Source organism: Streptomyces sp. URMC 127 (assembly GCF_051386535.1).
Lineage (GTDB): Bacteria > Actinomycetota > Actinomycetes > Streptomycetales > Streptomycetaceae > Streptomyces.
On sequence record NZ_JBPQTW010000225.1, the window covers coordinates 1 to 10858 of the forward strand.

Sequence of the window (10858 nt, forward strand, 5' to 3'; positions counted from 1 at the left end):
CCGGGGGGGGGGGGACCGTGCCGGCCCCGCCCCGCGCGGTCGTTACGTGCCCTCCCTGGGAGAGGGCACGTCGTCCGGCGGGGGTGCGAAGTTGTCTACGGCGCGGTGGACCGCGGTCAGGGCCGGGGACAGGGCGCTCACCGACCCCACCGCCCCGGCGACCAGCAGCAGCGACCGCCGCAGGCGCGACAGCTCGGGGCGGCCCGCGCAGGCCATCGCGTCCAGCGCGGCGAGCTCCTCCTCCGCCGCATCGCGGTCGGGTAACGGCGCGGGGTGGCTCGCGAGCGCGCGGCGGAGCCGGGAGACCGCGTCCCGCAGCTCGCTCACCCTCGGATCCCCGGCCGCCGCACGGCCCGCCCGCTGCTCGTCCACCACTACGGCGCCTTCCGCCACGACACTCCCCCTCCCACGCCCTCCTACGCGCTCGCGCGGATCAGTTAACGCCACTTTCCGTACAGAGCGCCATACGCACAGCGAAATCAAGTCCGGCTGTCGCACGCACGGGTGATGGCGCCGTCCGCCCCACCGTCGTCAGCGATGCGCTATGCAGGGGTCATGACACTTACCACGGGCGGCGGGCCCGACACGCCGGTTCCGCCCGCACCCGTCGCGGGCCTGCTGCTCGCCGCCGGAGGCGGAAGGCGCCTGGGCGGGCGGCCCAAGGCCCTGCTCGGCTTCCGCGGGCGCCCGCTCGTGGAGCACGCGGCGCGTGCCCTGCGCGACGGCGGCTGCTCGCCGGTGCACGTCGTGCTGGGCGCGGCCGCCGCGGACGTACGCGTACACGCCGATCTCACCCACTGCACCTTGGTGGACAACCCCGGCTGGCCGGACGGCATGGGTTCGTCCCTGCGCGCGGGCCTGGCGGCGCTCGCCGCGACAGACGTCGCGGCCGTCGTCGTCTCGCTCGTCGACCAGCCGGGCGTCGGCGCCGCCGCCGTCTCCCGCCTGCTGGCCGCCCACCGGGCGGGCGCCGGCCTGGCCGCCGCCTCGTACGGGGGCGAGCGCGGCCACCCCGTGCTGTTCGCGCGCGAGCACTGGGACGGCGTGGCCCGCGCGGCCGCCGGCGACCGCGGCGCCCGTGCGTACCTGCGCGAGCACGCCGCCGCCGTCACGCTCGTGGAGTGTGCGGACGTGGCCGATCCGCGGGACGTCGACGTTCCGGACGACCTCGGCCTGCTGGCCGGGCCGGATCCGCACCAGGACTGACACCGCGGGCCCACCCCACCCATTGAACTTCCGCTATAAGGAAACTACTCTCCGAAAAGACCACCGTCCGCGGCACCCCGTGCCGTCGTCCCGAGGGAGTGACCGCCCATGTCCGCACCCGCTCCGTCCTCGCCCGCCACCGTCACCGCCGGGCCCCTGGAGCGGCAGGAGGAGGTCCTCACGCGGCCCGCGCTCGCGTTCGTCGCCGAGCTGCACCGCCGGTTCACCCCGCGCCGCGACGAGCTCCTGGCCCGCCGGGCCGCACGCAGGGAAGAGATCGCCCGTACGGGCAGGCTGGACTTCCTGCCCGGGACGGCCGCCGTCCGCGAGGACCCGTCCTGGCGCGTCGCCCCGGCCCCGCCCGCCCTGGAGGACCGCCGGGTGGAGATCACCGGGCCGACGGACCGCAAGATGACCGTCAACGCCCTCAACTCCGGCGCCCGCGTCTGGCTCGCGGACTTCGAGGACGCCTCGGCGCCCACCTGGGAGAACGTCGTCCTGGGCCAGCTGAACCTGATCGACGCGTTCGAACGGCGCATCGACTTCACCGACGCCCGGGGCAAGCGCTACGCCCTGCGGCCCGCCGAGGAGCTCGCGACCGTCGTCGTGCGCCCCCGCGGCTGGCACCTGGACGAGCGCCACGTCACCGTCGGCGGCCGGGCCGTGCCCGGTGCGCTGGTCGACTTCGGCCTGTACTTCTTCCACAACGCCCACCGGCTGATCGCCCTCGGCAAGGGCCCGTACTTCTACCTCCCCAAGACCGAGTCGCACCTGGAGGCCCGCCTCTGGAACGACGTCTTCGTCTTCGCGCAGGAGTACGCGGGCCTGCCCCGGGGCACCGTCCGCGCGACCGTGCTCATCGAGACGATCACCGCCGCGTACGAGATGGAGGAGATCCTCTACGAGCTCCGCGAGCACGCCTCGGGCCTCAACGCCGGCCGCTGGGACTACCTCTTCTCGATCATCAAGAACTTCCGCGACGGCGGCCCCCGCTTCGTCCTGCCCGACCGCAACGCCGTGACGATGACGGCCCCGTTCATGCGCGCCTACACCGAGCTGCTGGTGCGCACGTGCCACAAGCGCGGCGCGCACGCGATCGGCGGGATGGCGGCGTTCATCCCCTCCCGCAAGGACCCGGCGGTCAACGAGGCGGCGTTCGAGAAGGTCAAGGCGGACAAGGACCGCGAGGCGCACGACGGCTTCGACGGCTCCTGGGTCGCCCACCCCGACCTCGTGCCCGTCGCCCGCGCCTCCTTCGACGCGGTCCTCGGCGACCGCCCGCACCAGAAGGACAGGCTGCGCGAGGACGTGCGCGTGACGGCCGATCAGCTCATCGCCGTGGACTCGCTTCAGGCCCGCCCGACCGCGGCCGGCCTGCGCAACGCCGTGGCCGTCGCCACCCGCTACATCGAGGCGTGGCTGCGCGGCCTGGGCGCGGTCGCCATCTTCAACCTCATGGAGGACGTGGCGACCGCCGAGATCTCCCGCTCGCAGATCTGGCAGTGGACGGCCGCCGGGGTCGTCCTCGACGACGGCGAGAAGGTCACGGCGGAGCTGGTGCGCACGGTCGCCGCCGAGGAGCTCGCCGCGGTCCGCTCCGAGCTGGGCGAGGAGGCGTACGCGGCCGGCCGCTGGCAGCAGGCCCACGACCTGCTGCTGAAGGTCGCCCTGGACGAGGACTACGCGGAGTTCCTCACCCTGCCCGCCTACGAGCTGCTGACCGGCTGACCACCACTCACGGGCCGGTCGGCACGCCGAGGGGCTGACCTCCGCTCACATCAGGGCGCCCAGCGCCACGAAGCCGCAGATCAGCACCGACAGGAGCACCAGCAGCGGCCAGACGAAGCGCAGGTACTTGTCGTAGCCGACCTTCGCCAGCGCCACGCCGCCCATGACGACGGCGGTGGTCGGCACCCACAGGTTCATCACCCCGCTCGCGGACTGCCAGGCCGTGACCACCACGGCGCGCGGGACGCCGGCGAAGCCCGCGAGCGGGGCCAGGACGGGCATGGCGAGCGTGGCGTGCCCGGAGGTCGAGGGGATCAGGAAGGCCAGCGGCAGGTTGACGACGTAGACGAGGATCGCGAAGACCACGGGCGGCGTGCCGGACACCGTGCTCTCCACGGCGTGCAGCACCGTATCGATGATCTTCGCGTTGGTCATGACGACGGTGACGCCGCGGGCGAGGACGATCACCAGCGCCGGGGCGATGAAGTCCGCCGCGCCCTGCACGAGAGTGGCGCTCAGCCGCTGCTCCCCGAGCCGGGCCAGCAGGCCGACGAGCACGGCCGCGACGAGGAAGAGCGCCGCGAGCCGGTCGAAGGACCAGCCGAGCTCCCAGCCGTACGGCGTGGCGCCGGCCTCGCCCGTGAGCGCGCTCGCCCACGGGATGACCGAGAAGATCATGAAGGCGAAGACGAGGGCCACGGTCACCAGCACGAGCTTCTGGCGCCGCGTCAGCTCCGGCGGCTCCGCGGCGGCTTCCGCCGCCAGCTCCCGGTCCCCCGGCAGGAAGCCGGTCAGGGAGCGGTCCGGGTCGGTGCGCACCCGGCGCGCGTACCGCAGCACGTAGCCGATCGTGACGGCCGTGAGGACGATCCACATCGCGAAGCGCAGCGCGATGCCGTCGCCCAGGGAGATGCCGGCGGCCGCGGAGGCCACGCCCGTGGCGAACGGGTTGACCGTCGAGGCGAGTACGCCGACGCCCGCGCCCAGGATGATCGCGCCGGTGGCGACCAGGCGGTCGTAGCCGAGGGCGAGCATCAGGGGCACGATCAGCCCGTAGAAGCCGAGGGTCTCCTCGGCGAAGCCCTCGACGGTGCCGAGCAGCGAGAAGACGGCCATGACGCCCGCGATCAGCAGGGCGCCGCGGGTGCGCAGCCGGTGGGCGAGGCGCTCGATGCCGCGGTCCAGGGCGCCGGTGGCGAAGACGACGGTGATGAACGCGCCGATCGCGAGGACGAAGAGGAAGACGGCGGCGGCGCCGTAGAGCGCGCCCACGCCGTCGGGCGCCACCTCGCCGGTGGCGGCGTCGCGCACGCCGTAGAGGCCGTTGACGGGGGCGAGGAAGAGGTCGCCGAGCCGGTGCGCGAAGCCGCCGGGCGCGGGTTCGCGGTGGTACGTGCCCTGCACGGGGTGGCCGTCGGCGCCGCGCTCGTACGCGCCGGAGGGGATGACGAAGGTGAGGATCCAGACGGCGACCGTGACGGCCGCGAGGACGGTCAGGGCGCTGGGGAAGACGAAGCGGCGGCGCCCGCCCGGCGCTCCGGGGCCGCCGGGTGCTGCGTTCTCGGCTTCGGCGTCCACGACGGGGCCCCTCTCCGCACCGAGGGTGGGCGATTTGAGCCCTATTGTCGCGAAATACGGTGCGGGATCTCTAGCCGCCACGCACGTCGGGCGGTGATGCGTCGTGTCTGTCGTGACCGTCATGTCTGTCGTGCCGCCGCTTGCCCACGTGGTTGAACGCGAGGTTGAGCAGCACCGCCGTCAGGCAGCCGGCGCTCACCCCGGAGTCCAGGAGCGTCCGCAGCGTCTCGGGCACGCCCGCGCCGTCGTAGAACGTCCGCGAGACCACCGGGATCATGCCGACGCCCAGCGAGGCCGCCGCCACCAGCAGGTTGTCGCCCCGGTCGAGGCCGGCGCCCAGCAGCACCTGGATGCCGCTCGCCGCCACCGTTCCGAACAGCACGATGCCCGCACCGCCCAGAACCGGCCGCGGCACGACGGCGATCAGGGAGGCGAACGCGGGGCTCAGGCCGAGCAGCACGAACATCGCCCCGCACGCTGCCACGACGAAGCGGCTGCGCACGCGGGTGATCGCCACGAGGCCGATGTTCTGCGCGAAGGCGCTGTTGGCGAAGCCGTTGAAGAGCGGGCTGAGGGCCGTGCCGAGCGTGTCGGCGCGCAGGCCCGCCGCAATTGTCCGCTCGTCCGCGGGGCGGCCGACGACCTGCCCGAGCGCGAGCATGTCGGCCGTGCTCTCCGTCATGCACACCAGCATCAGCACGCACATCGACACGATCGCGGAGAGCGTGAAGTGCGGGGTGCCGAAGTGGAAGGGCGCCGGGAAGCCGACGGGGCGGGCGTGCTCGACCGGCCCGAAGTCCACCGCCCCGGCCGGTATCGCGATCAGGGTGCCCGCGGCCAGGCCCAGCAGGACCGCGATCTGCCGCAGGAAGCCGCGCAGCACGCGGCGCAGGACGAGCACGATCACGAGCGTGGCCGCGGCCAGGGCGAGGCCGGTCGCCGGGGCGGGCCCGCCGGGGGCGCCGCCGTCCTGGATCCAGCCGAAGGCCACCGGCAGCAGGGTGAGACCGATCAGGGTGATGACGGTGCCGCTCACCAGCGGCGGGAAGAAGCGGACGAGTCTGCAGAACCAGGGGGCGAGGAGGAAGCCGAGGGCTCCCGCCACCATGACGGCCCCGAAGATGACGGGGAGGGCGTCCTGCTTGTCGGTCTGCGCGGCGGCGACGGCGGTCATCGGCGCGACCCCCGCGAAGGAGACGCCGTTGACGAACGGCATCCTCGCGCCCACCTTCCAGAAGCCGATCGTCTGGAGGAGGGTGGCGATGCCCGCCGTGAAGAGGGCCGCGCCCACGAGGAAGGTCGTGCCGGCCGGCGAGAGGCCGATGACCGCGCCGAGGACGAGCGGCGGCGCGACGACGCCGGCGTAGCTCGCGGCGACGTGCTGCAGCCCGCCGGCCAGCAGCCTGCCCGGCGGGAGGACCTCGTCGACGGGATGCGGGCGGGCGCCGCCGGCGCTCCGGGCCGTACGGGTGGCTTTGACGTCGTCTGCGGCCACGGCGTGCCTCCTTCGCCGCCGGTGCGGCGGCCTGAGTGTACGGGGCGGCTCCCCCGGCCGCGCTTCCGCTGCCGCGGGGGCGGGCGACAACGGCGGCGGGGCGCCCGCCGCTGCCCCGCCGTGGTGGGCCACGACGCCCGGAGCGCGGTGAGTGTGGCGGGCCCGGCCGAGGGCCGTCCCCCTCGGCCGGGGGTTCTCAGGCCTCGCCCGCCGCGATCCGCGCGAGGCGGGCGGCCTCGGCGCGCGCGCCGCGGGCGACGTCGTCCTCGTCGGCCGTCACGAGCCGCCCGTGCTCGACGACCGGGCGGCCGTTGACCAGGGAAAGGGTGACGGGCGCGGGCGGGCCGAGGACGAGCGCGGCGACCGGGTCCGCGATGCCCGCGTGGCCGAGGCCGTCGAGCTTCCACAGCACCAGGTCGGCGAGTTTGCCCGGCTCCAGGGAGCCGATGCCGTCCGTCCGTCCGAGCACCTGCGCCCCGCCGTACGTGCCGAGCCGCAGCGCCTGACGTACGTTCAGCGCCTTCTCGCCGCCCGCCAGCCGGTGGACGAGGAGCGCGTTGCGCAGCTCCGTGTGCAGCTCGCCGGACTCGTTGGACGCGGTGCCGTCGACGCCGAGGCCGACGGGGACGCCCGCCCGCAGCAGCTCGGGCACGCGCGCCGTGCCGGCCGCGATCCGGGCGTTGGAGGAGGGGCAGTGGGCGACGCCGGTGCCCGTGCGGGCGAAGGCGGCGATGTCGGCGTCGGCCATGTGGATGCAGTGGGCCATCCACACGTCGTCGCCGAGCCAGCCCATGGACTCGAAGTAGTCCGTGGGGCCCATGCCGAACTTCTCCTTGCAGTACTGCTCCTCCTCGACGGTCTCGGAGCCGTGCGTGTGCAGGCGCACGCCCTTGCGGCGGGCGAGCGCGGCGGCCTCGCGCAGCAGCTCGGTGGTGACGGAGAAGGGCGAGCAGGGCGCGACGCCGATGCGCAGCATGGAGTCGAACGACGGGTCGTGGTGGGCGTCGACGGCCTCCTCCGTGGCTGCGAGCGCGTCCTCGGTGCTCTCGACCGCGAAGTCCGGCGGCAGGCCGCCGTCGGACTTCCCGAGGTCCATCGAGCCGCGCGTGGGGTGGAAGCGGACGCCCATCTCGCGGGCGGCGCGGATCTCGGCGCCGAGCAGGTCGCCCGCCCCGTCGGGGAAGACGTAGTGGTGGTCGGCGGCGGTGGTGACGCCGCCACGGGCCATCATCGCGAGGGAGCCGCGGGCGGCCGCGTAGACCATCGGTTCGTCGATGCGGGCCCACATCGGGTAGAGGGCGACGAGCCAGTCGAAGAGGTTGTGGTCCTGGGCGAGGCCGCGGGTGATCCACTGGTAGAAGTGGTGGTGGGTGTTGACCAGTCCGGGGGTGGCCAGGTGACCGGTGCCGTCGACGCGCCGGACGACGCCGGCGAGCCCGGCGGGCGCGGGCCCGGGGCCGACCGATTCGATGCGGTTGCCCGCGACGACGACGTGCCCGGAGGCGTACTCGGTGTCGCCGGCGTCGACGGTGGCGATCGCGCAGTTCTCGATGACGAGGCGTTCGGTGGGGTCGGAGCGGTCGGTGCGGTCGGTGGGGGGAGCGGGCACGGTGAATCCTCGCTGTCGGTTCATAGGAGGCTCAGAGGAGGTTCGTCAGGTCCACCGGGACGGCCGCCGTCGCACCGTCGCGCAGGACCGTGGCCTCGATGAGGCCGTACGGGCGGTCGGCCGCGAAGTACACCTCGTTGTCGTTGTCGAGGCCGAACGGCCCGAGGTCGGCCAGGAAGTGGTGCTTGTTGGGCAGGGACAGGCGTATCTCGTCGATGCCGGCCTCCTCTTCGACGACGCGGGAGCCCATGGCGTAGAGGGTCTGCTGGAGGGAGAGGGAGTAGGTGCCGGCAAAGGCGGCCAGCAGGTGGCCGCGGGCCCGTTCGTAGCACGCGTCCCAGTCCGGCCCCGGCCCCTCCATTCCGGCTCCCTCGCGGGGCCGGGCGTGCCGCCAGCAGGCGTTGACCTCGGTGGCGAGTATCCGGTCGCGGGTCTCGGGAAGGGTGGTGTAGCGGTCCTTCACGTAGCCGTGGAACTCGGAGTCGGTGGTGTTCATGACGACGAGGCCCTTGAGACCGGAGAGGACCTGCCACCGCTCGCCCTCCCCCTCATAGGTGACCTGCGCCGTGCGGGTCTCCTGGCCGCGGCGGACGAAGGAGTGCGCGGCGCTGCCCGTGGTCGGGATCCGGTCCCAGCCGTACTCCTCGACGCGGATCCGGGCGGTGCCGATCGTCTCCTGCCCGGAGACGAAGTGGCGCGCCAGCCGCATGGCGAACTCCTCGGCCGACCCTATGCCGTGCTCCTTGGCGAAGGCGAAGACGGTGTTCTTGGTGGTGTCCGTCGGCAGGACGCCGGCGTTGGAGCCCTTGGTGTGGACGTCCTCCATGGCGCCGGAGAGGGCGACGGAGACGTTGAGGTCCCGGATGTGGTGGACGGCGCCCTCGCGGGTGACCCGGACGACGCGGGTTTCGGCTTTGCCGTACTGGTTCTGGCCGAGAACGGTGGGCATGGTCGGTGCTAGCTCCCTCGGTACACGGAATAGCCGAACGGACTGAGCAGCAGCGGTACGTGGTGGTGCTCGCCGGGGACGACCGCGAAGGCCACGGTCACCTCGGGAAAGAACGGGGAGTGCCGGGCGACGTCGAAGCGGAGCCGTACGTGCGCCGCCCCTCCGGGCGGCTCCGGGAGGCCCGCGCACCGCCCGTCCGCGTCCGTCACGGCGGTGCCGCACACCGTCCACGGGGTGACGTCTGCGCTCCGCGCGGACAGCTCGACGGCGACGCCCTCGGCGGGGCGGCCGGCGGCGGTGTCCAGGACGTGCGTGGACACCGAGGCGGTGGGCTTCACGGGCGGGTGCCTCCTTGTCCGGGACGGTCGGGGCGGTCGGGGCGGTCGGGGCGGTCCTGGTCGTACGGGCCGCCTTGGCCGTACGGGCCGGCTTGGCCGTACGGACCGGCTTGGTCATACGGGTTGCCGGCCATCAGCCGCTCCAGCCTGATGCGGTTGATCCTGCCGAGTTCCCCGCGCACGATCTCGCGTTCCCGCTCCGGCGTGTTGCCGAGCCGGCGCCGGATCGCGTCGAGCATCTGCGCCGCGCCGAGCCCGGTGGCGCAGATCAGGAAGACGTGCCCGAACTTCCGCTGGTAGGCGAGGTTCAGTTCGAGCATCTCGGCCCGGAGGGCGGGCGGCGCCTGCGCCATGCCGCGCTGTTCGCGCGCGGAGGCCGGATCGCCGGGCGCCGGGCGCCCGATGGGCGGGTGCGCCGCCATGGCCTCGGCCAGCGCGGCCGTGGACAGGGCGGCCGTGGCGGCGTCGCTCGCGGCGAGGAGGGCTTCGGCGCCGGGATAGGGGCGCCGGGCGAGGACGGCGTCCACCCAGGCCCCGCTGGCACAGACCGCGCGCAGAGCGGCGCGGGCCGCGCCGTCCTCGGCTGCGTTGAACCGGGAGAGTCCCGGCGTCGGGCTCGGGGTCACGGGCGCCTCCGGGGCGGTGACGGGCTGCGCAAGCTGACGACTGCGCATAGCTAACGCCCCGGCGAACGCCGCGTCAACAGTTTGTTGAAGAACCGCCTTCCCTGTTGAGGTAGTTGTAGATCGTGAAGCGGCTGACGCCGAGCGCCGCGGCCACGGTCTCCACGCCGTGCCGCAGGGAAAAGGCGCCGCGCTCCTCCAGGGTGCGCACGACCGACTGCTTGGTTCTGCGGTCGAGTCCGGCCAGGGGCCCGCCGTACCGGCGCTCCAGGCCGGCCAGCATGCCGCCGAGCGAGGCCGACAGGTGCGGCAGCCGCACGGCCACGACCTCGCGGCCCTCCCAGGACAGCACCACGTCGCCGTCCGCCGCGCTCTCCGGCTCGACCATCTCCCCGCCGATGGCGTCCACGAGGGGCGCGACCGCCGCCCGGAACGGGTCGGCGACGGCCTCCCCGCTCACGGCGCCCCCTCCTCGCCGACCACGCTGACCTGCAGCGAGACCCGGGTGGCGCCGGCCTCCAGCGAGGCGCTCAGCACCCGCTGCAGGGCTTCGAGGACGGCGGCGCCCGCGCCCTCCGCCGTGTTCCCGAAGGGGCCGACGTCGACGGTGTCGAGGCCGGCGCCCCGCAGGGCGTCCCGGGCGGCCTCCGCGTGGGGCGGCACCCGGTCGAGGTCGAACGGTTCGGTTGTGAGCTCCATTCGCAATCGCACGACCGTCAACCTACCCGCCTTGACAGGAAGCGGGAACGGCTGCACGCTTCCGTAAAACAAAATTATCTTTCCGCTATACGAAAGAAGGGGGTGCGGATGGCCTTCGCCCGGCACCGCTTCGCCGTCAACCTCTCCATGCTCTTCACCGAACGGCCGCTCCTGGAGCGGCCCGCCGCCGCGGCCGCCGCGGGCTTCGGCGCCGTCGAGATGTGGTGGCCCTGGCCCGCGGCGCCGGTCCCCGCGGACCGTGAACTCGACGCCCTGCGCCGCGCCTTGGACGTCGCCGGCACGCGGCTGGTGGGGCTGAACTTCTACGCCGGGCAGCTGCCCGGGCCCGACCGGGGCGCCCTCTCCGTGCCCGGGGAGGAGTCCGCCCGCTTCCGCGCCAACATCGGCGTGGCGGCGGGGTTCGCCGCCTCCCTGGGGTGCACGTCGCTCAACGCCCTGTACGGCAACCGCGTTGCGGGCGCCGACCCGCGGGCCCAGGACGCGCTCGCGCTGGAGAACCTCGTACGGGCCGCGGAGGCGGCGGACGCGGTGGGTGCGCAGGTGCTGATCGAGGCGCTCAACCCCGCCGAGTCACCCGCCTACCCGGTCACCGGTTCGGCGGCGGCCGTCGCG

Annotated in this window: 11 protein-coding genes and 1 pseudogene; 3 read left to right on the forward strand and 9 right to left on the reverse strand. The window is 74.0% G+C overall.

The features are described from left to right. Nucleotides 1-42: 42 nt before the first annotated feature. Nucleotides 43-393: a DUF5955 family protein gene (locus ACSNOH_RS29505; protein WP_436724502.1), complete on the reverse strand. Its 351-nt coding sequence runs from the start codon at nucleotides 391-393 to the stop codon at nucleotides 43-45. A 162-nt stretch (nucleotides 394-555) separates the two neighbouring features. On the opposite strand from ACSNOH_RS29505, the gene ACSNOH_RS29510 reads away from it, so the two are divergent. Continuing rightward, nucleotides 556-1206 (forward strand): nucleotidyltransferase family protein, encoded by a 651-nt coding sequence (locus ACSNOH_RS29510; protein WP_436724503.1) that lies wholly within the window; start codon nucleotides 556-558, stop codon nucleotides 1204-1206. Nucleotides 1207-1314: 108 nt separating this feature from the next. After that, a complete protein-coding gene (aceB, locus tag ACSNOH_RS29515; protein WP_436724504.1) occupies nucleotides 1315-2934 on the forward strand; it encodes a malate synthase A in 1620 nt (539 codons plus the stop codon). 45 nt (nucleotides 2935-2979) lie between these two features. On the opposite strand, the gene ACSNOH_RS29520 is transcribed toward aceB, so the two are convergent. The 8 genes and pseudogenes from ACSNOH_RS29520 to ACSNOH_RS29555 form a co-directional block, all read right to left on the reverse strand. Beyond that, nucleotides 2980-4512 carry a YfcC family protein gene (locus ACSNOH_RS29520; RefSeq protein WP_436724505.1) on the reverse strand — a complete coding sequence of 511 codons (1533 nt, stop codon included), beginning with the start codon at nucleotides 4510-4512 and terminating at the stop codon, nucleotides 2980-2982. Between the two features lie 70 nt (nucleotides 4513-4582). Next, on the reverse strand, nucleotides 4583-6007 hold the full coding sequence (locus tag ACSNOH_RS29525) for a nucleobase:cation symporter-2 family protein (RefSeq protein WP_436724506.1): 1425 nt from the start codon (nucleotides 6005-6007) through the stop codon (nucleotides 4583-4585). 196 nt (nucleotides 6008-6203) lie between these two features. Next, nucleotides 6204-7616 (reverse strand): 8-oxoguanine deaminase, encoded by a 1413-nt coding sequence (locus ACSNOH_RS29530; protein ID WP_436724507.1) that lies wholly within the window; start codon nucleotides 7614-7616, stop codon nucleotides 6204-6206. Nucleotides 7617-7647: 31 nt separating this feature from the next. After that, complete coding sequence (pucL, locus tag ACSNOH_RS29535) at nucleotides 7648-8565, reverse strand: factor-independent urate hydroxylase (protein WP_436724508.1); 918 nt, start codon at nucleotides 8563-8565, stop codon at nucleotides 7648-7650. Between the two features lie 8 nt (nucleotides 8566-8573). Beyond that, on the reverse strand, nucleotides 8574-8903 hold the full coding sequence (uraH, locus tag ACSNOH_RS29540; protein WP_436724509.1) for a hydroxyisourate hydrolase: 330 nt from the start codon (nucleotides 8901-8903) through the stop codon (nucleotides 8574-8576). Nucleotides 8904-9034: 131 nt separating this feature from the next. Beyond that, nucleotides 9035-9577: pseudogene (gene uraD, locus ACSNOH_RS29545) on the reverse strand (2-oxo-4-hydroxy-4-carboxy-5-ureidoimidazoline decarboxylase); the annotation flags it as partial. A gap of 25 nt (nucleotides 9578-9602) precedes the next feature. After that, nucleotides 9603-9986 (reverse strand): helix-turn-helix domain-containing protein, encoded by a 384-nt coding sequence (locus ACSNOH_RS29550; RefSeq protein WP_436724510.1) that lies wholly within the window; start codon nucleotides 9984-9986, stop codon nucleotides 9603-9605. After that, complete coding sequence (locus ACSNOH_RS29555; RefSeq protein ID WP_436724511.1) at nucleotides 9983-10237, reverse strand: hypothetical protein; 255 nt, start codon at nucleotides 10235-10237, stop codon at nucleotides 9983-9985. Before ACSNOH_RS29555 ends, ACSNOH_RS29550 begins: the two co-directional genes overlap by 4 nt. Before the next feature lie 96 nt (nucleotides 10238-10333). Here ACSNOH_RS29555 and ACSNOH_RS29560 point away from each other — a divergent pair. Continuing rightward, a partial coding sequence (locus ACSNOH_RS29560; RefSeq protein WP_436724512.1) for a TIM barrel protein occupies nucleotides 10334-10858 on the forward strand: 525 nt, incomplete at its 3' end.

Bases quoted from the DNA above. Each gene is read 5' to 3' on its own strand.
- aceB (WP_436724504.1), top strand. From the start codon at position 1,315: ATGTCCGCACCCGCTCCGTCCTCGCCCGCCACCGTCACCGCCGGGCCC.
- pucL (WP_436724508.1), bottom strand. From the start codon at position 8,565: ATGCCCACCGTTCTCGGCCAGAACCAGTACGGCAAAGCCGAAACCCGC.
- ACSNOH_RS29510 (WP_436724503.1), top strand. From the start codon at position 556: ATGACACTTACCACGGGCGGCGGGCCCGACACGCCGGTTCCGCCCGCA.